General features: G+C 64.4%; 20 protein-coding genes. 11 read left to right on the forward strand and 9 right to left on the reverse strand.

What is annotated here, in order from left to right:
* Window positions 1–370 precede the first annotated feature (370 nt).
* On the forward strand, window positions 371–1,672 hold the full coding sequence (gene gltA, locus U5782_RS00830) for a citrate synthase (protein WP_322041967.1): 1,302 nt from the start codon (window positions 371–373) through the stop codon (window positions 1,670–1,672).
* Window positions 1,673–1,956: 284 nt separating this feature from the next.
* Window positions 1,957–4,227, forward strand: a complete 2,271-nt coding sequence (locus U5782_RS00835; RefSeq protein ID WP_322041968.1) for an amylo-alpha-1,6-glucosidase — start codon at window positions 1,957–1,959, stop codon at window positions 4,225–4,227.
* A 23-nt stretch (window positions 4,228–4,250) separates the two neighbouring features.
* Here the strand turns inward: U5782_RS00835 and U5782_RS00840 are convergent, their stop codons facing one another.
* A complete protein-coding gene (locus tag U5782_RS00840; RefSeq protein WP_322041969.1) occupies window positions 4,251–5,300 on the reverse strand; it encodes an asparaginase in 1,050 nt (349 codons plus the stop codon).
* Window positions 5,301–5,920: 620 nt separating this feature from the next.
* Between U5782_RS00840 and U5782_RS00845 the strand changes: the two genes are divergently transcribed.
* Window positions 5,921–7,081, forward strand: coding sequence for a porin (locus U5782_RS00845; protein WP_322041970.1), 1,161 nt, complete (start codon window positions 5,921–5,923; stop codon window positions 7,079–7,081).
* Between the two features lie 137 nt (window positions 7,082–7,218).
* On the opposite strand, the gene U5782_RS00850 is transcribed toward U5782_RS00845, so the two are convergent.
* Entirely contained in the window at window positions 7,219–8,784 is a 1,566-nt protein-coding gene (locus U5782_RS00850; RefSeq protein WP_322041971.1) for an MFS transporter, read from the reverse strand.
* A 108-nt stretch (window positions 8,785–8,892) separates the two neighbouring features.
* On the opposite strand from U5782_RS00850, the gene U5782_RS00855 reads away from it, so the two are divergent.
* Window positions 8,893–9,771: a LysR family transcriptional regulator gene (locus tag U5782_RS00855; RefSeq protein WP_322041972.1), complete on the forward strand. Its 879-nt coding sequence runs from the start codon at window positions 8,893–8,895 to the stop codon at window positions 9,769–9,771.
* Window positions 9,772–9,831: 60 nt separating this feature from the next.
* On the opposite strand, the gene U5782_RS00860 is transcribed toward U5782_RS00855, so the two are convergent.
* The 4 genes from U5782_RS00860 to U5782_RS00875 form a co-directional block, all read right to left on the reverse strand.
* The gene (locus U5782_RS00860) at window positions 9,832–10,155 is read right to left on the reverse strand and encodes an FxLYD domain-containing protein (protein ID WP_322041973.1); all 324 of its coding nucleotides are present in this window, start codon (window positions 10,153–10,155) and stop codon (window positions 9,832–9,834) included.
* Between the two features lie 118 nt (window positions 10,156–10,273).
* Complete coding sequence (locus tag U5782_RS00865; protein WP_322041974.1) at window positions 10,274–11,020, reverse strand: SDR family oxidoreductase; 747 nt, start codon at window positions 11,018–11,020, stop codon at window positions 10,274–10,276.
* Window position 11,021: 1 nt separating this feature from the next.
* The gene (locus U5782_RS00870; protein WP_322041975.1) at window positions 11,022–12,317 is read right to left on the reverse strand and encodes a multidrug effflux MFS transporter; all 1,296 of its coding nucleotides are present in this window, start codon (window positions 12,315–12,317) and stop codon (window positions 11,022–11,024) included.
* Between the two features lie 569 nt (window positions 12,318–12,886).
* Entirely contained in the window at window positions 12,887–13,444 is a 558-nt protein-coding gene (locus U5782_RS00875; RefSeq protein WP_322041976.1) for a rhomboid family intramembrane serine protease, read from the reverse strand.
* A gap of 247 nt (window positions 13,445–13,691) precedes the next feature.
* On the opposite strand from U5782_RS00875, the gene U5782_RS00880 reads away from it, so the two are divergent.
* From U5782_RS00880 to U5782_RS00900, 5 genes are all read left to right on the forward strand, one after another.
* Window positions 13,692–14,552 (forward strand): MurR/RpiR family transcriptional regulator, encoded by an 861-nt coding sequence (locus U5782_RS00880; RefSeq protein WP_322041977.1) that lies wholly within the window; start codon window positions 13,692–13,694, stop codon window positions 14,550–14,552.
* A 184-nt stretch (window positions 14,553–14,736) separates the two neighbouring features.
* On the forward strand, window positions 14,737–15,780 hold the full coding sequence (locus U5782_RS00885) for a C45 family peptidase (RefSeq protein ID WP_322041978.1): 1,044 nt from the start codon (window positions 14,737–14,739) through the stop codon (window positions 15,778–15,780).
* Between the two features lie 74 nt (window positions 15,781–15,854).
* Window positions 15,855–17,204 (forward strand): aspartate aminotransferase family protein, encoded by a 1,350-nt coding sequence (locus tag U5782_RS00890; RefSeq protein ID WP_322041979.1) that lies wholly within the window; start codon window positions 15,855–15,857, stop codon window positions 17,202–17,204.
* Between the two features lie 35 nt (window positions 17,205–17,239).
* Window positions 17,240–17,806, forward strand: coding sequence for a carboxymuconolactone decarboxylase family protein (locus U5782_RS00895; RefSeq protein WP_322041980.1), 567 nt, complete (start codon window positions 17,240–17,242; stop codon window positions 17,804–17,806).
* Window positions 17,807–18,426: 620 nt separating this feature from the next.
* Entirely contained in the window at window positions 18,427–18,708 is a 282-nt protein-coding gene (locus tag U5782_RS00900) for a YodC family protein (protein ID WP_322041981.1), read from the forward strand.
* A 53-nt stretch (window positions 18,709–18,761) separates the two neighbouring features.
* Here U5782_RS00900 and U5782_RS00905 read toward each other — a convergent pair whose 3' ends face one another.
* The gene (locus U5782_RS00905; protein WP_322041982.1) at window positions 18,762–19,394 is read right to left on the reverse strand and encodes a LysE family translocator; all 633 of its coding nucleotides are present in this window, start codon (window positions 19,392–19,394) and stop codon (window positions 18,762–18,764) included.
* A 162-nt stretch (window positions 19,395–19,556) separates the two neighbouring features.
* Entirely contained in the window at window positions 19,557–19,877 is a 321-nt protein-coding gene (locus tag U5782_RS00910; RefSeq protein ID WP_322041983.1) for a superinfection immunity protein, read from the reverse strand.
* A gap of 221 nt (window positions 19,878–20,098) precedes the next feature.
* Here U5782_RS00910 and U5782_RS00915 point away from each other — a divergent pair, with 221 nt between their 5' ends.
* Window positions 20,099–21,559: a M20 family metallopeptidase gene (locus U5782_RS00915; RefSeq protein WP_322041984.1), complete on the forward strand. Its 1,461-nt coding sequence runs from the start codon at window positions 20,099–20,101 to the stop codon at window positions 21,557–21,559.
* Window positions 21,560–21,602: 43 nt separating this feature from the next.
* Here U5782_RS00915 and U5782_RS00920 read toward each other — a convergent pair whose 3' ends face one another.
* Window positions 21,603–22,520, reverse strand: coding sequence for a Cd(II)/Pb(II)-responsive transcriptional regulator (locus tag U5782_RS00920; RefSeq protein WP_322041985.1), 918 nt, complete (start codon window positions 22,518–22,520; stop codon window positions 21,603–21,605).
* Between the two features lie 84 nt (window positions 22,521–22,604).
* Here U5782_RS00920 and U5782_RS00925 point away from each other — a divergent pair, with 84 nt between their 5' ends.
* Window positions 22,605–24,755: a heavy metal translocating P-type ATPase gene (locus U5782_RS00925; RefSeq protein WP_322041986.1), complete on the forward strand. Its 2,151-nt coding sequence runs from the start codon at window positions 22,605–22,607 to the stop codon at window positions 24,753–24,755.
* The last annotated feature ends 142 nt before the right edge of the window (window positions 24,756–24,897 follow it).

A 24,897-nucleotide genomic window follows, 5' to 3' on the forward strand; every position in this document is an offset into this window, starting at 1 on the left:
TGTTCTTTCCTTACGTTTTGCGTACAGCGCGTGTGGCTTATGTAAAAAAGGCCCGCCAGATGAAGGCGGGCCAATGTGCAACATGCCTGACAGGGGAAGTCATTGCATGTCAAGCAGTATCGCAGATACGGGCCGTTCATGTTGCATTGCACAGGCAAAATATTGTTGCATTAATCGGCATTAAGGATCCTGCAAGCATCCAATGTTGCGGGTCTGGGGAGGCATTGTTGCCGAGTCCGCTATGAATCGATGCGGTATGGGGGCGTAGAATGCGGCACGTGGTCGCAGTGATGGCAGCCCGCAGCAACGGGCGCCGAACCCCGCTGCGTCTTGCGAAGTAACGCACTTCAATGCAATGCAAGGACAAGACATGATCGATTCGAAGACACACGCCACACTCACGATCCCCGGTCACGCAGAAGGCGTGGAACTGCCGGTCTACAAGGGCACGATGGGCCCGGACGTGATCGACATCCGCAAGCTGTACGGCCAGACCGGCATGTTCACGTATGACCCGGGCTTCATGTCCACGGCGTCGTGCAACTCGGCGATCACGTATATCGACGGCGACAAGGGCGAACTGCTTTATCGCGGCTACCCGATCGACAACCTCGCGCAAAACGCCGACTTCCTCGAAAGCTGCTACCTGCTCCTGAAGGGCGAACTGCCGACGCAAAAGCAGAAGGACGAGTTCGTTTCGATGGTCACGAACCACACGATGGTTCACGAGCAGATGCACTTCTTTTTCCGGGGGTTCCGTCGTGACGCGCATCCGATGGCGATTCTGGTGGCGGCGGTCGGCGCACTGTCGGCGTTCTATCACGACTCGCTCGACATCAACGATCCGAAGCATCGTGAAGTGTCCGCGATCCGCATGATCGCCAAGCTGCCGACGCTCGTCGCGATGGCGTACAAGTACACCGTTGGCCAGCCGTTCGTGTATCCGCGCAACGACCTCTCGTACAGCGCGAACTTCATGCAGATGATGTTCTCGAACCCGGCCGAAGAGTACAAGGTCAACGACGTGCTGGTGCGCGCGCTCGACCGCATCCTGATCCTGCACGCCGACCACGAACAGAACGCCTCGACCTCGACGGTGCGTCTGGCGGGCTCGTCGGGCGCGAACCCGTTCGCGTGTATCGCGGCCGGTATCGCCTGTCTGTGGGGCCCGGCGCACGGCGGTGCGAACGAAGCCGCGCTGAACATGCTCGAACAGATCGGCTCGGTGGACAACATCCCCGAGTTCATCAAGCAGGTGAAGGACAAGAACTCCGGCGTGAAGCTGATGGGCTTCGGTCACCGCGTGTACAAGAACTACGATCCGCGCGCGAAGCTCATGCGCGAAACGTGCTACGAAGTGCTCAACGAACTGGGCCTGCACGACGATCCCCTCTTCAAGCTCGCGATGGCGCTCGAAAAGATCGCGCTCGAAGACGAATACTTCGTGTCGCGCAAGCTGTACCCGAACGTCGACTTCTACTCGGGCATCGTGCAGCGCGCGCTGGGTATCCCGACCGCGATGTTCACCTGCATCTTCGCGATGGCGCGTACGGTGGGCTGGATTGCGCAATGGAACGAAATGATCGGCGACCCCGAGCAGAAGATCGGCCGTCCGCGTCAGCTCTTTATCGGCGACACGCCGCGCGAAGCGAAGCCGATCGCGCAACGCTAAGTCCTCACACGCATTTGTACGCATTCGCCACGCTCATCCGCAGCGATGATCGCCATGCCATGCATTGACGCCGTATAACGTTCTGCAATGCGCACGGTGGCCACAAGCCGCCGTGCAGCGATCGACGGGCGCCCGCACGTTTTACCGTGCCGGCGCCCGTAATCTTTTCCGATGCCGTATCCCGCGCAGGTATTCGCGCGGATCTTCTCGCAGCCACTACAATCGAGCGAAAGACGTATCTCCAGCGCAATGTCACGCAATGGTTAGAGAGGAGGAGGCAGGCAATGCAGGATCCTGAAACACTCGGCGGCGTCACGCGCGCAAGCGGCGTGGATCATCCCGATCAATCTCCCGACGGCGCTTTCATCGCGCCCGAAACACCCGAGGTCGCCAGCGCCGACCAGCACGTGCTGAAGTCGGGCGACACCTTCATCGTCAACGACCCGCTCGGCGACATCACCGGTATCGACGACGGTCTGTTCGTCAACGACACGCGCGTGCTGTCGTCGTTGCGTCTTACGTTCGGCGGGCGCGTGCCCTCGCTGCTGTCGGGCAGCGTAAGCAGCGACAACACCGCCTTCACCGCGCACCTCACCAATCGTCCCTTGCCGCCGCTCGGCGGCACCAGCACGCCCGAAGGCGTGATTCACGTGGAGCGCGAACGCGTGCTCTCGGGCACGATGCTGACCGAGGCGATCGAGCTCACGAACTACGGCACCGAAGAAGCCGTGGTGCCGCTTTCGGTATCGTTCGCGAGCGACTTCCGCGACATGTTCGAAGTGCGCGGCCTCAAGCGCGAAGTGCGCGGCGAACTCAAGCCGCCGCGCGTGGACGGCAACCAGGTGCGGCTCGAATACATCGGCCTCGACAAGGTTGCGCGCCGCGTGCGCATCGAGTTTTCGCCGAAGCCGGACAAACTGCTGGCCGACCGCGCGGACTTCTCCGTCGCGCTGCCCGCGCAGGCCTGCGTTTCGCTTTACCTGACCGTGTCTGTCGAAGTCGAAGCGCTTGAGGGCGTCGCCCCCGATACGCCGAGCGCGGGCATCATCAAACCGCGTCATTGTCTTGCCGATTCGAACGGGCAGAGCGTGGGCCGCGCGGCCGTGCGCGCCGCGCTCGTCGATGCGCACATCGTCATGCGCGAGCGGCGTCGGCAGACGGCGCGCGTGCGCTCGAGCAATCCGCTCTTCAATGCGTGGATCAACCGCTCGATCGCCGACCTGGGCCTGTTGACCACCGATCTGCCGACCGGACCGTATCCCTACGCGGGCATTCCGTGGTTCTCCACGCCGTTCGGCCGCGACGCCATCATCACGTCCTTGCAGACGCTCTGGCTCCAGCCCGCGCTTGCGCGCGGCGTGCTGCGCTTTCTCGCGGCGCATCAGGCGCGCGAGGACTCCGCATTCCGCGATGCCGCTGTCGGCAAGATCATGCACGAGATGCGCAAGAGCGAAATGGCGGCCACCGGCGAGGTGCCGTTCGCGCTCTACTACGGCGGCGTGGATTCGACGCCGCTGTTCGTCGTGCTGGCGGGCGCCTATGCGGAGCGCACCGGCGACATGGCGCTGATCGACGAACTCTGGCCCGCGCTCGAACGTGCGGCCGCGTGGGTCGCCGGTGTGTGCGAGCGCAACCAGTTTGGCCTGCTCGATTATCGGCGCGAGTCCGAAGGCGGGCTTGCGAACCAGGGCTGGAAAGACAGCCACGATTCGGTGTTCCATGCGGACGGACACTTCCCCGATGGCCCCATCGCGCTGGTCGAGGTGCAGGCCTATGCGAGCGCCGCATTCGACACGATGGCGAAGTTCGCCTCGCATCGCGGTCTCGTGGAAGAGTCCGCGCGCTATGCGGGCCGCGCCGCGAAGATCCGCCGCTGCGTCGAGGACAAGTACTGGATGCCGGAGTCGGACTTCTACGGCATCGCGCTCGACGGGCATGGCGATTTATGCCGCGTGCTGGCGTCGAATGCGGGTCATCTGCTCGCATTCGGGCTGCCCGAGTACGAACGCGGGCGCGCCGTGGCGGAGATTCTCGAATCGGCGCTGTTCCACACGGGCTGGGGCGTGCGCACGCTGGCCGCGGGTCAGGCGCGCTTCAATCCGATGGCGTATCACAACGGCTCGGTCTGGCCGCACGACAACGCACTCTGCGCGCGTGGTCTGGCGCGATATGGACGCAAGGAAGCAGCAGTGCGCCTGTTGCAGGCACTGTTCGAAGCGGCCGTGACGTTCGATATGCGCTTGCCGGAACTGTTCTGCGGCTTCCCGCGCCGACGTGGCGAACCGCCTACCGCCTATCCGGTCGCGTGCCTGCCACAAGCGTGGGCGGCGGGGTCGCCGTTCATGATGCTGGAGGCGTGCCTGGGCGTGAGCATCGACGCTTCGCGCCACGAAGTGCGCGTCGAGCAGCCGATGCTGCCCGAAGGCATCGACTGGCTCGAAGTGGGGCATCTGCGCGTGGGCAACGCGGCAGTGACGCTCACGTTCCGTCGCGTGGACGGCAAGGTCGTGGCGTCGGCGGATCGCAGTGATGTGAAGGTGGTGGCGGTGCTGTAACGCCCTGCTTTAATGCGCGGCGATCATGGCGCAAGCAGGTCGCCGCGCACTTCCAGATAGCCCGTTTCCACACCCATCGTGTTGCGAATGGGCGGCTTGTCATACGTGCGCAGCGCGGCCAGTTGCTCCGGTGTGCCGATGCCGAGTTGCCTGAGCAATGCCGTGACGATCGCATAGAGCGCGGTCACATTCCCGTCTTCCACTTTCACGGCCAGACCAATGGCCTGGTGTGCGTTTTTCAGCGCACTACGGCGCACGCCGATCGCATAGCTGCCATCCGCGCCCACCTTGCCGACCAGATCGCCGTTGAACGCGCGCATCAGCGTCGTGCAGAAGCGCTGTTCGCCCGCGACCATTTCCGGATGCGAGGTCATGGCCCGATAGATGCGCGCTAGCGCCTGCGTGCGGGCGTTGTCGTGTTCGTTCGAATCCACTGCCTGTGCGAGCTTCGCATAGAGCCGCGCGAGCCGGTCGAGAGGGAAGGCCGGCGTCGGCAGATTGCAGCCGTCGATGCCCCATTGCACGCCGTCGTCGGGCAGATCGCAGACCTCGGCGACCGTATGCTTCACACGCTGTTGCAGCGGGTGACCCGCTTCGTGATAGTCCTCCACAGGCGCCCCCATCGCGCGCGCGGCCGCGAGCATGCCCACGTGCTTGCCCGAGCAATTGCTGCACACGGCAGTCGGCTCGAAGCCGCGCCGGATCCAGTCGCGCCAGACCGCGTCGGATAGCGGCGCGTGACCGCCGCAACGCATCGCCGGTTCATCGACACCGACTTTCGCGAGCATGGCGCGCGTGCGTTCGATATGGCGCGCCTCGCTGCTGTTCGAGCCGCACATGAGCGCGAGATCGCTATCGTCGAAACCGAAACGCTCCAGCGCGCCAGTCTCGATGACGGCGAGCGCCTGCGCCGGTTTGGCCGCCGAACGCACGAGCGTGAGCCGATGGGGATCGTTGAATGCATGGAGCATGTTGCCGTCGGCGTTCACGACTGCGATATGGGCGCGATGCGTACTCTCGACGATGCCGCCGCGATAGGTGATGGCGGTGGTTTGCGATGTATTGGCAGTCATGGCGTTGTCTCCTCGAAGCTGGCGGCTCGATTGTCCGCTGCGTGTTGAGCGTTTCCAGGGCGTTTCTGATAGCGCTGATTCTAACGGCAATGCGTGAGCGCATTCCTCATTCGAATTCCCGTTGAATTCTCATTGGCGACACGCGATGTTCACAACCATTGAAATCAATGCGTCGTCATTTAAAAATTTCATTTTCTTTACAATCCGGTCTTAATCGCCGATTGATTGCGTTTCATGCGCTTTTTTGGGGCGCTATTGCACTGCATAAGCGCTGCATATGCACTGTCGTTTTCACTGTCAATTGCGAGGTGTTCTTTTGACGCAACGCCTATTCAATTTCGACGCAATTTTTATTTTCAAAGCCTTATGATTCGCGTGATCGTATTTCCTGCCACGCGTCACGACGTCACGAGCGTACGTGTCAACCCAGGCTGCCTTGTGTCTTCGCAAGCGCAGGAGGGTATTGCATTGTCCGCAATAATCGCTCGTCATTATCGGGGTGTTGCGCAATTCACGCGCGATTCGCATTGATCTGCGAATGGTGCTCGCGCAGCGGCAAGTGTCACGTGGAAAGCGTATTCGATTCAATGAATTAACGCCCAAACTCGGAGCCATAAAACATGAAAAAATCGCTAATCGCCCTCGCACTCACCGGCGCGTTCGCAGTATCCGCTCACGCGCAGAGCAGTGTGACGCTGTACGGCCTCATCGATACCGGTCTCGTCTACACGAACAACCAGATGGGCCACAGCAACTGGCAACTGAATAGCAGCTCCACGCAGAATACGGTGTTCGGCCTCAAGGGCACGGAAGACCTCGGCGGCGGCCTGAAGACGGTCTTCAAGCTCGAACAAGGCTTCATTCTCAACAACGGCGCGCAGGCATTCTCGGGCGACATGTTCGGCTCGCAGGCATGGGTCGGTCTGCAAGCGGATCAATACGGCACGGTCACGTTCGGCCGCCAGTTCGACGTCATGAACGACCTCGTCGGCCCGCTCACGGCTGAATTCAACACGTGGGGCGGCAGCCTCGCGGCGCATCCGTTCGAGAACGACAACCTCGCGGCAAACTCGGTCGTCATCAACAACTCGGTCAAGTACGCAAGCCCGACGTGGTACGGCGTCACGTTCGAAACGATGTACTCGTTCAGCAACAAGGCGGGCGACTTCTCGAACAACCGCTCGTACGGCTTCGCTGTCTCGTACGCACAAGGCCCGGTCAACCTCGCGGCCGGCTACCTGCAACTGAACGGCGCAGGCAACGGCAGCGGTGCGGTCACGTCGAGCGACGCCAGCGCGAACTTCATCGCGCAACGTCAGCGCGTCTGGTCGCTGGGCGGCAACTACACCTACGGCCCGGTCACGGCTGGCCTCGTGTGGAGCCACTCGCAGATCGACAACGCGTCGGGCGTCTTCTCGTTCGGCACGGGCACGTACCTGGGCAGCGGCGATTCGTCGGCAGGCTCGCTGTCGGGCTCGCTGCGTCTGGACAACTACGAAGCGAACGTGAAGTACTCGATCACGCCGGCATGGTCGGTCTCGGGTGCCTACACGTACACGCACGGCGCGTACAACGGCTCGAACCCGGGCTGGAACACGGGCATGCTGCAAACGGACTACGCGATCAGCAAGCGCACGGACTTCTACCTGGAAGGCGTGTATCAGAACGTCCACGGCGCGCCGGCTGGTTCGGTGCTCTCGCACGCGATGATCAACACGCTGTCGCCGTCGTCGACGGATACGCAGGTGGCCGTCACGGTCGGCATGCGTCACGCATTCTGATCGACGCTCAAGCGATCTAGACCTGCTGTAATGCGCGCGGCGCGCGTCTGCCAGTTGGCGGGCGCGCGCCGCGCGTTTGTTTACCGGCGATGCATCGCCCGCTTTCTGTTTCGCCTCGTTGCTTGTGCAACGAATCTTCAGGCGTCGCGTGCTGCGGTCAGCCGCTTCACAGCCACAGCCGCCACGAGTGCGAATCCTCCGCTGAGCAGCAACGCCCACGCAAATCCCTGCGCGAATGCCAGCGGTGCGGCATGCGTGAGCGCGCGCATCGTCGTGGCGTCGAGGGTGCGCAGTGCCTCGGCAAGATCGCCGGCGAGCAGGCCGGCCATGAAGTGCGCATCGACGGCGCGTGCGGCGGCGGGCGACGCGGCCACAAGATGAGCGAGCGCGTTCTGCGTACGCATCGCGAGCACCGCGCCCAGCACGCCAACCGACGTGACGATGGCCGTGAAGCGCGTCGTCGTGCTGATGCCCGAGGCCATGCCGGTGCGCTGCGGCGGCACGCACGCCATGATGGCCTTTTGCGTATCGCCGTTCATGATGCCCGCGCCGGTGCCGGTCACGAGCATCGCGATGGCGACATAAACGTAGTGACCGCTCGCGGCACACGCGGCCATCGCGAGATTGCCCGCGCCGATCAGCGTGAGGCCCGCGCTGAGCACGCCGCCTGTCCCGCAACGCCGCGAGAGTGCTGCGCCGAGCGACGGTCCAGCGATCATGGCGAGCGCGAAGGGCAGCATGCCGAGCCCCGCAGTCAGCGCGGAGAACCCGAAGGCGATTTGCAGATAGAGCGGCAGGAAGGTCATCATCACCTGCGCGCAGGCCGCATAACCGAACATCGCGAGCAACGCGCCGACGAAGCGTGCGCGGCCGAACAGCGTCAGGTCGATCATCGGGCGCGCCTGCCAGCGCTCGGCGCACAGGAAGGCGCCCAGCAGCGCGGCGCTTGCCGTCACGCGGCCCAGCGTGGCTGCCGAATCCCAGCCGTGCGCGGGAATGCCGATCAAGGCCCAGACGCCGCACGCGAGCGCCGCTGCGAACAGCGCGCTGCCGGGGACATCGATGCGCTTGGCGTGCGGATCGCGCGATTCGTCGATAGCCAGCCATGCGCCGATGCCCAGCGCTACGCAGATCGGCGGATTCATCAGAAAAATCCAGCGCCAGCCTGCCCATTGCGTGATGGCGCCGCCGACCCACGGCGCGATGGTGGTGGCGATGCCCATGCACATGCCCCAGATCGCCCACGCGCGCTCGCGCGCCGGACCGTGCGCGAAACGGTGCGCGATCACGGAGAGTGCGGCGGTGAGCAGCAGTGCCGCGCCCGCGCCCTTGACGGCGCGCGCCGCGATCAGCGCGGCAGCCGACGGTGCAGCGCCGCACGCGAACGAGGCGAGGGCGAACAGCACCAGGCCGCCGAGCAGCGTGCGGCGGCGTCCGAAACGATCGGCGAGACCACCGGCGGGCAGCAGGCAGGCCGCGAACGCCGTCATATAGGCGCTCACGACCCATTCGATCTGCGCGAAGCTCGCATGAAAAGCGTGCGCGATCGCGGGCAGTGAAACGGCGACGACATTGGTGTCGAGCACGATTACGGCGCAGGTGGCGGAAGCGACCGTGAGCGTGAGGTGCGGATGACGCTGCGAAAAGCTCGCGGCGGGGCAGGCGGCATCGGCGGGCGTGGTGGAAACGGAGGTGTCGGACATGGACTGCGCGCAAAGGTCGGGACGGGAAAACCAGTGCGCATGGTCGCATCATCGACGCTTACCAGTCATTGCCATAAAATAGCAATTTGCTTCACAAGAAAGTCAATCATGAGCCGTATCGAACTGCGCCATGTGCGCGCGTTCCTGAGCGTGGCGCGCCACCTGCACTTCACCCGCGCCGCCGAGGAACTGGACATGGCACCGCCCGCACTCACGCGCCATATCCAGGAAGCCGAGCGCCATCTGGGCGCACGGCTCTTTCATCGCTCGCGCAGTGCGGTGTCGCTTACGGCGGCGGGCGAAGCGTATCTGCCCGAAGCGGCGGCAGCGCTGGAACATCTGCAACGCGGGGAGGAACTGGCCGCGCTGGCGGCGCGTGGCGAGGCGGGGCGGATCGTGGCTGGTTATGTGTCTTCGGCGGTGTACTCGGGGGCGCTACAGCGCTCGATCGGAGAGTTCCGGGCGGCCTGGCCGCGCGTGGAAGTCAGCGTGACCGAGATCGCGATGGATGACGTGGGGCGGCGTCTGGAAACCGGGTTGCTCGACGTCGCCTATGTGCGTCCGCCGCTCGCGCTGCCCGATTCGCTGCGAATGTTCACGCTGCAACGCGATGCGTTCGTGGCCGCGGTGCCGGCGGGGTCGGTGTTCAGTGCGAGCGAGACGCTGCGCGCGGCCGATCTCGCGGAGGCCAGCTTCGCGGTGCCGGAACAGGAATTCGGCACGCTCGAACTCGCGCGGCGCGGCCGCTTCGTGCCCCGCATCGCGGCCCGGCCGGGTGGTCTGCTGGCGGTGCTGGCCTGTGTGTCGGTGAATGGCTGGGTGGCGGTGATTCCCGACGCGCTGGCCGGTTGCGTGACGTTGCCGGGCATCGTGTATCGGCCGATTGCGGGGAAGCCGATTACGTCGGAATTGGCGCTTGTGTATCGCAAGCATGAGAAAGCGCCGGCTGTGCGGGCGTTTTTGCGGTTGGTGGCGCGGGGGAAGTAGGGACTGCCTGGCATGATCGAGCGCCTGCCATTTCGATGCAGGCGCTCGCCGAAACGCCCATCAGGACGTTTTCACCATCGCCACGACGGACTGGTCGTAAGGCACGCTGGTGGGCGCGCGGAACTTCCAGTGCTGGCCCGGCGCAATGCCGGCACCGCTTGCCGAGGTCGTGCCCAGAATCTCGCCTTGCGCATTGAGCAGATTGATCGTGATGGTGGCGTTGTCGATACGCGTGGCGGACGTGTTGGTCGCGATGCCGCTGATATAGCCAGTCACGCCGCCCGGATCGACGACGCCGTGCATGTCGCTCAAACGCAGTGCGCCTTGTGCGTGTGCTGCGACGCAAGCCATCGCCAGAGCGGCCGCAATGATCGCTTTCTTCATGACAGTTTTCTCCCGGTTGGTTGATAAATCGCTCCATTGAAGCGTATGGCCGCGCGGCGATATATGAGGAAATTCCGAGAATGCGGTAAGGCGCAGGGCGTATCGCGCTACGGGCTGCCTAAAACTCCTGTCGCGTCGGACGGAAAATAATCTCGTTCACGTCCACATCGGCTGGCTGTGACATCGCGAATTCGACGGCGCGGGCGAAGGCTTCCGGGGCAATGGCATTGTGTTCGTAGAAGTCCTTGATGGCTGCGGCAACATCGGGTTCGGTGATGCTCGCGGGCAGATCCGTTGCGACTGCGCCCGGCGAAACTACCGTCGTGCGAATGCCGTATGGCTTCACTTCCTGGCGCAGTCCCTCCGAAAGCATCAGCACCGCGGCCTTGGTTGCCGCATAGACCGCGCTGCCCGGACGCACCTTATGCCCGGCAACAGACGACACGTTGATGATGTGCCCCGCCATCTGCTTTTTCATATGGGGCAATACCGCGCCGATACCGTAGAGCACGCCCTTGATATTGACGTCGATGGTTTGATTCCAGTCCTCGACCTTCACGCGATCAAGGGGAGAGTGCGGCATGAGCCCAGCGTTATTGATGATAACGTCGACGCGGCCCCACGCTTGTACCGCCGCGTCAACGAGGCGCTCGAGATCATCGAATCGGGTGACGTCCGTTTCGAGCGCGATGGCCTTCGCGCCGGCGCTGTTGAGTTCGCTTGCGAGCGCGTTGATCCGGTCGACACGACGAGCGCCGAGTGCAACGGATGCCCCGAGTGCCGCCAGATGCCGGGCGGTCGCTTCGCCCAGGCCGCTGCTCGCGCCGGTGATAACGACAACTTTTCCAGTGATGTTTTCGGACATTTCAATTCCTTGCTGATTGAGCCGATTGACGGCTATGACGAGACCCGGAGCCGGCGTCGCGCTTGTTCTCGGGGATGTGAGATGGCGCCAAAGGCACGAGCACCAGCGCACTCACCATGCTGGCAACTCCCAGCAGCGCGATGACATAGCCCATCGGCCAGGGCGTTCCATCGGCGAGTACGCCGACGAGCGCTGAGCCCAGAATGCCCGTCCCGTATTGAATGGAGCCGATGAGCGCGGAGACCGCACCGGCGCGCTCCGGCTTGCAACCCAATGCGCCTGCAATCGAATTGGCGACGATGAATCCCGCCGCCGAGACGAGCACGAAAAGCGGGACGAACAGGCCGACGATGCCGCCCCAGTCGGTGCGCGCGTCGATCGCGAGCACGAGACCGGACAGCGCAACGCCAATCGTGCCCCAGCGTATGAGCCGGTCCCCGCCAAATAGCACGACAAAACGGGCGTTCAGTTGATTCGCGACCATGATGCCGACGATGCCTGCGCCGAACTGCACGCCATATAGCTGCGGCGATAGATGGTGATACGTGATGTACGCGAAGGGCGTACCCGCGATATACGCGTACACAGCGCCATAGAAAAACCCGCTCGCACCGGCGTAGCCGAGCAATCTGCGAATGCGCAGGAGACCTGTATAACTGGCGAACGCGCGGGCGAGCGGTTCGTGATTGCGTCGCGTATAAGGGAGCGTTTCGGGCAACGTGCCGAGTGCCGCGAGCGTCAGAACGCCGACGCCGACCAGCGTCCAGAAGATGGCGCGCCATGTGGCGAAGTGCAGTATCAGCCCACCGACACTCGGGCCAACAAGCGGTGCGACGGCCATCACCGTCATCAGCGTGGACATCATCTGCGCCGCTCTGTGTCCGCTATAGAGGTCGCGCACCATGGCGCGCGCCAGTACGACGCTGGCGCACGCGCCCGCCGCCTGGACCACGCGCCAGCCAATCATGACGGTGGGCGAATCTGCGAGCGCGCAGCCGGCGGAGCCGATGATGAACAGCACGAGACCAATGGCGATGGGCATGCGGCGCCCGAAGCGGTCGCCGATGGGGCCCCACGCGAGCTGGCCCAGACTGAAGCCTACGAGGTAGGCGGAGATAGTCAGTTCCATCGTTCCGGAACTGGCATGGAGCGCGCGCGTCATGGTGGGCAGCGCGGGCAGGTAAAGGTCGGTGGAGATGGACGCAAACGCCATCAGCATGCTCAGGACGGCGAGAATGCGAAAGTCGTGACGTTGCGCCCCATCGGGCACGGGGCCGGATGAAGGACGGTTTGGCATGAATCGGGTCGGTTGGGAGTGGGCATGGGCAGGCGTTCGCGGGCTCTACGCCGGTAGAGCCGCTGGGGAAGCGCGAGGGATGTCGTCTGCCTCTTTCCACCCGCCTGACTGGAAGAGAGTGTATTTTTTCTGCATCGGCTCAACAATCCGTCTGGAACGGCATGAGCCTGTGAGCGAAATTCATCAATGCGCTCGTCGCCATCGGCGGAAACGATTGACGTGATGCGATGGCTGGCCGGGTCAATGCTGGCCAGCGTTTAGCAGCATCCACAGTTGAGTTGCTGGCGGACCAGCCTGAACACGCACGAAAACAGCATTGCACCGGCTGCACGTGTAGTGCTGTTTCGATTGAGCGTCCCTGGCCGCACTGGCGTCGTTGAGCTTGAGCTGCGGATGCGGTTCCTCAGTCGAGGGTTTCCCGTGGAGGTCGGCGCACGGCGTACACGGTTGAATCCAAAGGTCCATGAATCGTCACTTTTGTTGAAAGCGAAGCCGGGTTGGGGCATATTCCGCTTCGCGATGAGGCATACGGCTTCTCGCCCATAACGACGAAGCGTAATAGCAAAATATCAGCGCGATCGCGCAAGCGTTGGGCGAAAGAGTTTCGCCGCCAGGATGCCACCCATCGCGCCGCCCAGATGGCTCTGCCAGGACACGCCGGGCGTGAGCGGCAGCACGCCATAAAGCATGCTGACGCCGTAGCTGAATGCGACGAAGATCGCGACGAGAACGGGGACGGCCTTTCGACTGTAGAAGCCATACGCGACGAGATAGCCCGCGTAGCCGAAGACCACTCCGCTCGCGCCGATGTGGACTGAATACGGCGCGCCGAGTAGCCACGCGCAGAATCCCGCGCCCAACATTCCACCGGCGGTGGCTTGCCAAAAGTTGGCGATGCGCGGCCACATGCACAGCCAGCCGAGCACCAGCAGGCCCGGTGTATTCGACATGATGTGGAGAAAGCTCGCATGCAGCCACGGGGCAAACACGATGCCCTGAAGTCCGCTGAATGTTCGAGGCACAACGCCGTGCCGATTCAGATACAGGAACGGTAACGCCGCCGACACGAAAAACGTGAACCACATCGAGCCGACAAACAGTCCGAGCAGGATGACACGAGCCTTCAAGCGCTCGAATAGGGATGTGCGTGCTGCCCCGGTGGGCGGATTCAGTATGGACATGATGACCGGCAGCGTAGCAGGTCTCCGCGAACTGTTCGATCCATACGACTAGTCTTCTTGCGGTGTCGATCCAGAAGCCCCGAGGACAGGAATCGTTTGCCAACCACCACCACGGCCGACCCACTGCAACACCCCGCAACACCAGTGGTAACATTTGTTGTCGTCCACCGCCCGGCTCAGAATGCCCATCGACATGCCAGAAAGCTTTGATCAGCTCGCCGCGCTCATTCGTGCGCGGTTTTCCGAACTGAGTCCGCAATTCCAGACTGGCGCCGCCTTTCTGCTCGACCACCCTGACGAAGTCGCCGTGTCGTCGATGCGCAAGGTCGCGGATCGTGCGCAGGTGCAGCCCGCCTCGCTCGTGCGGCTCTCGCAGCAGCTCGGCTTTCCGGGCTGGAACGAGTTGCGCGATCTGTTTGTCGCCCGCGTGCGAACGCGCCCCGAACCGCTGTCGAGTCGCGCGCGCTCGCTGGTCGCGGGCAGCACGAGAGACGCGCTCGCCAGCAATCTGCTGGCGGCGCAACACCACAATCTCGACACCAGCGCCGCGCACAATGCGCGCACCCTGATCGACGCCGCGCGCGTGTTGAAGAAGGCGAAGCATGTCCATGTGGCGGGCTTCCGTTCGTGCTATGCGGTGGCGTTCGGTCTCGTGTATGGCTACCGGCTGTTCCGGCCTTCCGTATCGCTGCTCGGCGGCGAGGCGGGTACGCTGGAAATGCAACTGCTCGGTATCGAACGCGACAGCGCAACGGTCGTGGTCAGCTTCGCGCCGTATTCGGTGGAAGCCGTGCGCGTGGCGGAAGCGGCGCTAGAAAAGGGCAGCAAGCTGATCGCGATTACCGACAGCGCCGTGTCGCCCATCGCGCTCAACGCCGAAAAGGTGCTGATCTTCACCCACGAGAGTCCGTCGTTCTTCCCCTCGCTCGTCGCGGCGACCGCGCTGGCGGAAGCGCTGGTCGCGCAGTTGCTCGCGCTGGAGGGCGCGGGCGCCGTGGCGCACCTCGAAGAGGCCGAGCGCTCGCTCAATGCGCGCGGCGCGTACGTGCCCTGAATCGCTTGTCCTGATCTGTTCTTTGTCAGCGCATCAAGCCGCCTTCGAGGCGGCTTTTTTACGTCCCGCTTTCGATTGGTTGATTTTCATTCGTTGCGAAATGTGTTTCAATTGACAACATATGTTGTGAGGCGTATAAATCGCAGATCGACTATTTCAGGCTGGCAGGCAAGCGGGTCAAACGATGCAGGCACTCAAGACTATCCAGATGGGCGGGACGCCCGAGCAGATCGGGCGGCAGCTCGGCGAACTCGCGCAACCGGTATTCGGGCCGTATATGGCGCAAAGCAGCGCCTGGCAAGCGGTGAGCCGCTGGCGCGGCCACGCATTCGTGCAGCAGTTGCGCGCGGCGGCCGAGCAGCATTTCCCAGCCTACGTGGCCGAACTCGACGCGATGGCCGCGGCGCTAGGGTGGCCCGCGCACGATCTGTTCCTCTGGAACTGCCGCGGCGAGCTGATCCACAACGCGCCCGATGGCTGCACGACGCTCGCTGCCCGCTCGGGTGCGCAAGCGGGTCTGATCGCCCATAACGAAGATGGCGACCCCTATCTGCGCGGCCGTTGCGCGGTGGTCGACGTCGCGCCCGAGGGCAAACCCGGCTTCGTGAGCTTCTACTATCCGGGCTCGCTGCCGGGCCACACGTTCGCAGCCTCGCGAGCAGGCGTAGCGCAGGCGATCAACAACGTGCGCATCCTCGCACCGCGCGCCGGCGTGCCCCGCATGATCCTCGCGCGTGCCGTGCTCGACGCCGCCACGCTCGACGACGCGCTCGCCCTGTTGCGCAACACGCCTCGCGCGAGCGGCTTCCACCACACGGTCGGCGGCACGGACGCGGCGGGCGCGGTGCGCGTCTACAGCATTGAAGCCACCGCGCAGCGTGCGTCGGTTATCGAGCTGGGCGCGCCTTCGGGGCACGCGAATCACCTGATCCACGCTGGCCACGAAAACGAGGCGCAGATCGTCACCGATTCGTCGCGCGATCGTCAGGGGCGGCTGGCGGAACTGCTGCCTGCACTCGGCGCGCAGCCGGATGGCGATGCTTTCGTTCAGACCTTGCAGGACCGCGCGGGCGAGGGCCTGCCGATCTTCCGTGACGATCCGCACGACCCCGACGACGAAAACACGCTCGCCACGGCCTGCATGCAGATCACACCCGGCGGCGTGCGCCTCGACGTCTGGCAGGACGGCGCCCGCACGCTGACGATGCCCATCGTGCGCAGCGCCTGAGCACCGGTCACACGATCATCTACGACATTCCACGCATCTATCCGCGTCCAGCGAGAAATTCAGCGAGAAAACCCATGTCCAGCAAAGTGTTCCACCGGATGCCGAAGCAAACCCTGCCCGTCGCGGTGGCGGGCGAAGGCATCGAGATCATCGACTCCACCGGCAAGCGCTACATCGACGCGAGCGGCGGCGCCGCCGTTTCGTGCCTCGGCCATAGCAACCAGCGCGTGATCGACGCGATCAAGCGTCAGGCCCAGGCGCTGCCCTATGCGCACTCGTCGTTCTTCACGACCGAGGCGTCGGAGCAACTCGCCGACTACCTGATCGAACGCGCGCCGGCGGGGCTCGATCACGTCTATTTCGTCTCGGGCGGCTCCGAGGCGATCGAGGCCGCGCTCAAGCTCGCGCGGCAGTATTTCGTCGAGAAGGGCGAGTTGTCCCGCCGTCACTTCATCGCGCGCCGCCAGAGCTATCACGGCAACACGCTGGGCGCGCTGGCCATCGGCGGCAATGCATGGCGCCGCGAGCCGTTCCTGCCGATCCTGATCGAGTCGCATCACGTGAGCCCGTGCTACGCGTATCGCGAGCGTCACGAAGGCGAAACCGATGAAGCCTACGCACAGCGCCTCGCCGACGAACTGGAACAGAAGATCCTCGAACTCGGCGCGGAAAACGTCGCGGCCTTCGTCGCCGAGACGGTGGTGGGCGCAACGGCCGGCGCGGTGCCGCCGGTGCGCGAGTACTTCCGCAAGATCCGCGCAGTGTGCGACCGCTACGGCGTGCTGCTGATCCTCGACGAGATCATGTCGGGCATGGGCCGCACCGGCTACCTGTTCGCCTGCGCGGAAGACGGCGTGGCGCCTGACCTGCTGACCATCGCCAAGGGACTCGGCGCGGGGTATCAGCCAATCGGCGCAACGCTCGTGAGCCAGCGCATCTACGAAACCATCGTGGGCGGCAGCGGCTACTTCCAGCACGGGCATACCTATATCGGCCACGCGACGGCCTGCGCGGCGGCGCTCGAAGTGCAGCGCGTGATCGCCGACGACAAGCTGCTCGACAACGTGCTCGCGCGCGGCGAACAACTGCGTGCGCGCCTGCGCGAGCGCTACGCTGAGCATCCGTATGTGGGCGACGTGCGCGGGCGTGGCCTCTTTGTCGGCGTCGAACTGGTCAAGGACCGCGCGACCAAAGCGAGCTTCGACCCGTCGCTCAAACTGCACGCGTCGATCAAGCGCGAGGCGTTCGCGCGCGGCCTGATGGTCTACCCGATGGGCGGCACCGTGGACGGCCAGAACGGCGACCACATCCTGCTCGCGCCGCCTTTCATCTGCACGGCGCAGGATATCGATACGATCGAGGAGCGTCTGGCCGCGGCGGTCGGCGCAGCCTTGCACGCGACGGGCGTGACGCAGGCCGCCTGAACAAGCGCACAACACCTTTGAACCGGAGCGAATCGATGACGCAATCCCAGAACCCGCGCCTGCCGGCCTTCGAGGCCGCCAGCGCGACGCCCGAGCAGAAAGCCGTGCTCGACGAAATCCTGTCTGGCCCGCGCGGCAACCTGAACGGCCCGTTTCTCGGCTGGATCCATAGCCCGGAACTGGCGCAGCACGCGCAACGCCTGGGCGCGTTTTGCCGCTACAGCACGGGATTGTCGCTACGTCTTTCGGAACTGGCGATCCTCGTGACGGCGGTGCGCTGGCAGGCGCAGGCGGAGTGGTATATCCACTATCCGATCGCGATCGAGGCGGGTGTGCCCGAGGCGCTGGCCGAGCAGATTCGCACGGGTGCCGAGCCTGTCTTCGACGAAGCCGACGACGCGCTGATCTACGCCTTCGCCACCGAGTTGTACGACACGAAGCGCGTCTCGGACGCCACCTTCGCGCGCGCCGTGGCGCGCTTCGGGCACGAGACGACGATCAACCTCGTTGGCCTGCTGGGCTACTACGCACTCGTGGCAATGACGCTCAACGTCTTTGGCATGCGCGCCCAGGGACAGACGACGCTGCCGTTCCCCGAATAAGGCAGCCGAGCCTGCGCAGGAACGAACGCCCCATCCGGTCAGGCCGGTTGGGGCGTTTTGTCTTTTCGGCGTAGTTGATGCATTTTTGGTCAATTCGCATGACGGCCATATTTCAGCGCACTGAATAACCCATCGGTTGGTTAATTGCGCATATCGGCAAGAAGTAAATATCTGATCGGCGGATGAGTAAAAAATAAAACGTGTGAGCTTTTTTATGTGGGAAACGTTTTCAGGTCTGTATGCCGGGATGGGTTGAATTTGAACTATATGGTTAATGCCGGTCCTGACGGTGTATTGGAGCGATTGCGCATTGCGGCAATATGTCGTTGGTGAGGTCAATAATATGACTGTTTGTGCCGTGCGGCGCGAATGACCGCCTGTCAGGCCGTTGGCGGCCCGCCAGGAGTACGACAATTAGGAAAATCGATGGCTCCTGCGCTTAATGCGGTTTTCCCGTAGTCGAAACAAAATCGCTTGCGCGCTTTAAATCGTGTTGTTAATCTTGCCGGACTTATTAACGGCCGCTGCAAAAACATTATCGAAATGGTGGCTGAAGGCGGGTTCCAGACCCGCTCCGGGGAACTATTCGAGGCACGCGCTTTTTACTCGGGGAATTCCATATGCTTGATACGACTGAAGAGGTTGCCGACAGCCCGCGCATTGCCGAGGCCGGTATTGGCGACGTGGTCACCCTTAAGTCGGGTGGACCGCGCATGACTGTTATGTATGCGGGCCCGGTGGGCTTCGCGAGCGGACATTGGCTGATCTGCCAATGGTTCGACGAACAGGGCGAACTGCGTCAGGACATGTTCGCCCAGGACATGGTGCAGATCGAGCCGCGCCTGATATCGGCGGGCTCGGTCAGGATGCGCATGCCCGCAGCACGCGCCAGCCGGCGCTAGCCTGCTTCAGGCGCCCGCTGCGACGCCTGCCCGTGTGTGTCAATGCAATCGGCTCAATGCTGCCCTTCCGCGGCGATCCGCACCGCGAGGCCGGCCAGCACCGTGCCCATCAGATAACGCTGGATCGCAAGCCACTTCGGACGTCCCGAGAGGAACGAAGCGATCGTGCCGGCCGTGATCGCCGCCGTGGCGTTGATTGTGACCGACAGCAGGATCTGCACCGTGCCCAGCTCGATCGACTGCGCAAGCACGCTGCCCTGGCTCGGATCAATGAATTGCGGCAACAGCGAGAGATACAGAATCGCCACCTTCGGGTTCAGCAGATTGGTGACGAAACCCATCAGGAACAGCTTGCCCGGCCGGTCGGGTGTCAGTTCGCGCACCTGGAAGGGCGAGCGGCCACCCGGCTTGAGCGTTTGCCACGCAAGCCAGGCGAGATAGAGTGCGCCGCCCAGGCGCAGCGCGTCGTAGGCGAACGGCACGGCCATCAGCAGCGCCGTAATGCCAAACGCCGCGCACAGCATATAAAAGATGAAGCCCAGCGCCACGCCGCCTAGTGAAATCAGGCCTGCCTTGCGCCCCTGGCAGATCGAGCGCGAGATCAGATAGATCATGTTGGGTCCGGGCGTGAGCGCCATGCCGAGTGAGACAGCGGCAAAAGCGAACAGCGGGGCGACATGGGGCATGGCAGGCTCCGTGATGGGATGGATCAGGCGGCTGGGAGATGCGCCACGCACGGCAGGGCGGCGAGCGCAACGGCGTTGGTCTTGCGTTTTTCTTGATTATTTCACGCACAGCGTGCGCGTGTCCGGATTCCGGGGCGTTGCTGGCCATCCGGCCAGGGGGAATCAGCGCGACGGGCCTTCGCGGTCGGCGTTGCGCGACTGACGCGCCTGAGCACGATCGCCGAGGCGGCGTGAGAACAGCGTCATGCCGATGCGGCGTTGCCGCGTCTGGACGTTGCCGCCCAGGTCCTTGGGCGGATTGGGCTGTAGAGACCAGAACAGCGCAAGCAGCCAGCCAAGCACGGTCCAGCCGACCACCGCATTGAAGAGGGCGATGATCAGCAGATCATGACGCTTGCGCCTGTCCGCGATCATCGCGGGCAGGAAATACACGACGACCGCCAGTAGCAGGACCAGCATCTCGAATATCGAATGTCTCGCCATAGTGAGTCCTCCGCGACAGGGCGTTGTCCCCGATAGCCCATTGTCGCGCGGATCGGGGCTGCGCGCCCGCATGACCTTTCAATGGCGGGGTAATGACCTGACAACCGGCTGGCGAAGGACTGCGAAGGCCTGGCCGGATGGCCAATGCGGTCGGATGGCCTTTGGGTGAACGGGCGTTCGGGTCTATGATCGGGGTTTTTCCGGCAAAGACTCCCCACACCATGAGCTCAGACACCACAGAGGTCACCCGTCAACTCGATCACGACGAGCTGCGTTCGTTCGTGGAGCGCAAATGGAACGACGAAATCGTTCCGGCGCTCACGGACTACATCGCCGTGCCTGCGAAGAGCCCCGCTTTCGACGCCGACTGGGCGAAGCACGGCTATCTGGAGCGCGTTGTAGTCGAAGCCGCGAAGTGGGCCGAGACGCAGCCCGTGCGCGGCCTCAAGCTCGAAGTCGTGCGCTTGCCCGGCCGCACGCCGGTGATCTTCTTCGAAGCACCGGCTACGCGCTCGGGCAGCACGGAAACCGTGTTGCTCTACGGTCACCTGGACAAGCAGCCCGAATTCGCCGGCTGGCGCAATGATCTGGGCCCGTGGACGCCCAAGCTCGAAGACGGGCGCCTCTACGGCCGCGGCGGTGCGGACGACGGCTATGCGATCTACGCGAGCGTCACGGCGCTGGCCGCGCTCGACGCCCAGGGTATCGAGCGGCCGCGCTGTGTCGGTCTGATCGAAACCTGTGAGGAGTCGGGCAGCTACGACCTGCTGCCGTATGTCGATGCGCTGCGCGATCGCCTGGGTTCGGTGGGCCTCGTGGTCTGCCTCGATTCGGGCGCGGGCAATTACGATCAGCTCTGGCTCACTACGTCGCTGCGCGGCCTCGTGACCGGCGACCTGGAAGTCGAAGTGCTCGAAGAGGGGATTCACTCGGGTTCGTACGGCGGTATCGCGCCGTCGAGCTTCCGTGTGATGCGTCAACTGTTCGAGCGGCTCGAAGATTCGAAGACCGGCACGCTGCTGCCGGAAGGCTTCCATATTCCGATTCCGTCGAAGCGCCTGGCCGAAGCCGAGGCCACCGCGAAGATCCTTGGCGAGAACGTCTGGAAGAGCATGCCGTGGGCGTGCGGTCTGGACGGCCGGCGTGTGCTGCCGACCACCACCGATCCGCAGCAGGCGCTGCTCGATTCCACGTGGCGGCCGTCGCTGTCCGTGACGGGCGCGGCGGGCCTGCCCGCGCTTGGCGATGCCGGTAATGTGCTGCGACCGCGCACGGGGTTCAAGCTGTCGCTGCGTCTGCCGCCGCTGTTGGACGCGGCGAAGGCCGTCGCGGAACTCAAGTCGCTGCTCGAACTTGATCCGCCCTATAACGCGAAGGTCACGTTCAAGCCGGACGTCGGCGCGGCCAATGGCTGGAGCGCGCCCGATCTGGCGCCGTGGCTCGGCCAGGCGCTCGACGCGGCCTCGCGTAATCACTTCGGCGCGGACTGCGCGTATCTCGGCCAGGGCGGCACGATTCCGTTGATGAACGTGCTGCAAGCCGGTTTCCCGAAGTCGCAGTTCATGGTGTGCGGCGTGCTCGGCCCGAAGTCGAACGCGCATGGTCCGAACGAGTTCCTGCACGTGCCCTACGCGAAGAAGCTCACGGCCACGGTGGCCGAGGTGATTGCTTCGGCGCCTTGATCCACTGTGATCCGACGCGGCGCGCGCTTTACGCGCGGCCGCGTCAATGATGCTCGTGCGAGGCGTTGTTCCGTGGTGAAGCCTCCATCACCGGAGCGTGAGCGTCGCCTTGCTCAGGATGCGCCGCGTCCGCATGACAGGAGCAGTTTTCCTCGTCGATCGGCTGCTCCAGGTTTTTCATGATCCCGCACTCGGCGCTGCTGTGGCGGGTGTTGCAACTATCGCGCAGCGTGCGCAGTTGCTGCTCCAGCACGCGCATCGTCTCGATCTGCTGGTGGATGCGCGCGATCTGGCAGTCGATCAGCGCGTTCACCTCGTCGCAGGGCTGGCTCGGGTCGGCCTGATAGCGCCGCAGCATGCGGATATCGCCCAGTCCAATGCCCAGCGAGCGGCAATGGCGAATGAAATTGAGCTGGGCCGCGTGCGCGCCCGTATAGCTGCGGTACCCATTGGTTTCACGCGCAGGCTCGTCCAGCAAGCCCTCGCGTTCGTAGAAGCGCACTGTTTCGACGTCGCAATGCGCGTGGCGCGCCAGTTCTCCGATTCTCATCGTCGCGATTCCCCAAAAATGGCTTGACCCTGTAGTGGCTACAGGCTGTTCAATAGATTCTGTCACTTTTGGGAGAAATCGGCCATGGTCCAGGCTTTCTTGTCGCGGGCTGCGCTGGCGCAGCGCTATCGGGCGCGCGCCGACGAGCGAGACGCGGCATCGGCGGGGGCGAGCACGACGGAAACGGCGCTCGACAAAATCGAAACGGGGCACGAACACGCCAGTCACGGTTCCGGGTGTGGTCACGACCATGACCACCCGCATGGCCATGAGCATGCGCACGACGATCACGAGCACGAACACGCGTGCGGTCACGACCACGGCCACGACCATGAACACGGCCACGCTCATGCGCACGATCACAACCAGAAACACGACCACGGCGCACACGCTGGCGAATCCTGCTGTCACGCCGCCGCCCCGCAGACCGGGCGCAGCCGTCCGCTGGAGCCCGCGCCCGACGGCGCGCAGCGCGCGCGTTACCGCATTGAGAACATGGATTGCCCGACCGAGGAGCGGCTGATTCGCAACCGCCTCGAGCCGATGCCGGGCGTCGCGCGCCTCGACTTCGATCTGCTCGCACGTGAGCTGACCGTCTATCACACGCTGTCCGACGCGCAACCGCTCGAAACGGCGCTGCGTGCGCTCGATATGGCGCCGCGTGCTCTCGACGATGGCAACGGCGACGCGAGCGGATCCGCGAGTTCACCGAGCCTCGCGCTGCGCCAGAAGCTCCTGCTCGCCGCCAGCGGTATCGCCGCGGCGGGCGCCGAAGTGCTGGCCTGGACCACGGGCCACGAGGCGGGCGTGCCGGTGCTGATCTGCGCGGTTGTCTCGCTGTTGTGCGCGGGCCTGCCGACGCTCAAGAAAGGCTGGATCGCGCTCAAGAATGTCACGATCAATATCTATTTCCTGATGTCGCTGGCGGTCGCCGGTGCGGTTGCCATCGGCAAGTGGCCGGAAGCGGCGATGGTCGTGTTCCTGTTCGCGCTGGCGGAGGAAATCGAGGCGCTGTCGCTCGAGCGCGCGCGTCACGCGATCCGCTCGCTCACCGCGCTCGCGCCTGAAACCGCCGAGGTCTGGTTCGAGGCGGCGGGCGCTGGCGGACAGCCTGCGCAACCGGGCGAGTGGCGCACGCATCCGGCGGCCGACGTGACGGTCGGCGCGCGCATTCGTGTGCGCACGGGCGAGCGCGTGCCGGTCGATGCGCGCGTCGCCGCGGGCCGCGCGGCGCTCGATCAGGCGCCCATCACGGGCGAAAGCCTGCCCGTCGACAAACTCGAAGGCGATGCGCTCTACGCGGGCAGCATCGTCGTCGATGGCGTGGTGGAGGCCACGGTCACCGCGACTGCGCGTGACAGCACGCTTGCGCGCATCGCTTCGGCGGTGCAGGAAGCTCAGGCGCAGCGCGCGCCGACGCAGCGCTTCGTCGATCAATTTGCGCGTTACTACACGCCCGCCGTGGTTGCGTTCGCAGTGCTGATTGCAATTGGCGGGCCGCTCGCGTTTGGCGGCGCGTGGAGCGCGTGGCTCTACAAGGCGCTCGTGCTGCTCGTGATCGCCTGCCCGTGCGCGCTCGTCGTCGCGACACCGGTGACGGTCGTGAGCGGCCTCGCAGCCGCGGCGCGCAACGGCATTCTCGTGAAGGGCGGCGTGTGGCTCGAACGCGGCCGGCTGCTCAAGGCCGTGGCGCTCGATAAAACCGGCACGCTCACACGCGGTGCGCCGCAACTCACCGACGCAATCGCGCTGACGGCGGTGTCCGAGACAGAAGCACTGCGCCTTGCCGCGAGTCTCGACGATGCCAGTACGCACCCCGTGGCTCGCGCCGTCGTGGCGGGCTGGCGCGAGCGTGCGCCGCAGACCTCGCTGGAAAGCGTCGACGATTTCACGGTGCTCAACGGGCTGGGCGTGACCGGGCGTATCGACGGCGAGGCCTGGCACCTGGGCAATCATCGGCTCGTCGAGACGCTGGGCCTGTGCTCGCCGGCACTCGAAGCGCAACTCGCGCGTCTCGAAGCGGCGGGCAAGACCGCGATCGTGCTGTGCTCGTCGCGCGAACCGGTGGCGCTCTTCGCCGTCGCCGACGCGGTGCGGCCCGAAAGCGCGCCCGCCATGCGCGCGCTCAAGCGCCTTGGCGTCACGCCCGTGATGCTGACCGGCGATAACCCGACCACGGCGCGCGCGATTGCGGGGCCGCTCGGCATCGACGACGCGCGCGGCAACCTGCTGCCGCAGGACAAGCAGGACGCGATCGCGGAGCTTTCCGCGCAGCGCGGCATGACGGCGATGGTCGGCGACGGGGTGAACGATGCGCCTGCGCTCGCCCGTGCCGATATCGGTTTCGCGATGGGCGCGGCGGGCACGGCGACGGCGCTCGAAACTGCCGACGTCGCGATCATGGACGACGATCCGCGCAAGATTGCCGCGTTTATTGGCCTGAGCCGCAAGGTGTCGGCGGTGCTGATGCAGAACATCGCGCTTGCGCTGGCGATCAAGGTGGTGTTCCTCGCGCTCGCGCTGGCGGGCGAGGCGACGCTCTGGATGGCCGTGTTCGCCGACGTGGGCGCGAGCCTGCTGGTCGTGGCCAATGGGCTGCGGGTGCGGCGGCATTTCGCGGGTCAGCAGCAGACGCTGGCGGGCTGAGGGAAAGGCGGGCCGATGAGGCTCGCTTTTTTCTCCCATGTTATGCAACTAACAGCCAGTTCCGCCCGTTCCCATCAATAACTGTCCGTAGTGGCACAGAACACAGCTACTACCCATCAGAACGGCCCCGACGCGCCGCAAG

It is taken from the genome of Paraburkholderia sp. J67, from assembly GCF_905220265.1.
Lineage (GTDB): Bacteria > Pseudomonadota > Gammaproteobacteria > Burkholderiales > Burkholderiaceae > Paraburkholderia.

Bases quoted from the DNA above. Each gene is read 5' to 3' on its own strand.
- U5782_RS00925 (WP_322041986.1), top strand. From the start codon at position 22,605: ATGGATTGCCCGACCGAGGAGCGGCTGATTCGCAACCGCCTCGAGCCG.
- U5782_RS00880 (WP_322041977.1), top strand. From the start codon at position 13,692: ATGCCAGAAAGCTTTGATCAGCTCGCCGCGCTCATTCGTGCGCGGTTT.
- U5782_RS00850 (WP_322041971.1), bottom strand. From the start codon at position 8,784: ATGTCCGACACCTCCGTTTCCACCACGCCCGCCGATGCCGCCTGCCCC.
- U5782_RS00855 (WP_322041972.1), top strand. From the start codon at position 8,893: ATGAGCCGTATCGAACTGCGCCATGTGCGCGCGTTCCTGAGCGTGGCG.
- U5782_RS00835 (WP_322041968.1), top strand. From the start codon at position 1,957: ATGCAGGATCCTGAAACACTCGGCGGCGTCACGCGCGCAAGCGGCGTG.
- U5782_RS00890 (WP_322041979.1), top strand. From the start codon at position 15,855: ATGTCCAGCAAAGTGTTCCACCGGATGCCGAAGCAAACCCTGCCCGTC.
- U5782_RS00860 (WP_322041973.1), bottom strand. From the start codon at position 10,155: ATGAAGAAAGCGATCATTGCGGCCGCTCTGGCGATGGCTTGCGTCGCA.
- U5782_RS00915 (WP_322041984.1), top strand. From the start codon at position 20,099: ATGAGCTCAGACACCACAGAGGTCACCCGTCAACTCGATCACGACGAG.
- gltA (WP_322041967.1), top strand. From the start codon at position 371: ATGATCGATTCGAAGACACACGCCACACTCACGATCCCCGGTCACGCA.
- U5782_RS00840 (WP_322041969.1), bottom strand. From the start codon at position 5,300: ATGACTGCCAATACATCGCAAACCACCGCCATCACCTATCGCGGCGGC.
- U5782_RS00885 (WP_322041978.1), top strand. From the start codon at position 14,737: ATGCAGGCACTCAAGACTATCCAGATGGGCGGGACGCCCGAGCAGATC.
- U5782_RS00895 (WP_322041980.1), top strand. From the start codon at position 17,240: ATGACGCAATCCCAGAACCCGCGCCTGCCGGCCTTCGAGGCCGCCAGC.
- U5782_RS00905 (WP_322041982.1), bottom strand. From the start codon at position 19,394: ATGCCCCATGTCGCCCCGCTGTTCGCTTTTGCCGCTGTCTCACTCGGC.
- U5782_RS00865 (WP_322041974.1), bottom strand. From the start codon at position 11,020: ATGTCCGAAAACATCACTGGAAAAGTTGTCGTTATCACCGGCGCGAGC.
- U5782_RS00845 (WP_322041970.1), top strand. From the start codon at position 5,921: ATGAAAAAATCGCTAATCGCCCTCGCACTCACCGGCGCGTTCGCAGTA.
- U5782_RS00870 (WP_322041975.1), bottom strand. From the start codon at position 12,317: ATGCCAAACCGTCCTTCATCCGGCCCCGTGCCCGATGGGGCGCAACGT.
- U5782_RS00900 (WP_322041981.1), top strand. From the start codon at position 18,427: ATGCTTGATACGACTGAAGAGGTTGCCGACAGCCCGCGCATTGCCGAG.
- U5782_RS00910 (WP_322041983.1), bottom strand. From the start codon at position 19,877: ATGGCGAGACATTCGATATTCGAGATGCTGGTCCTGCTACTGGCGGTC.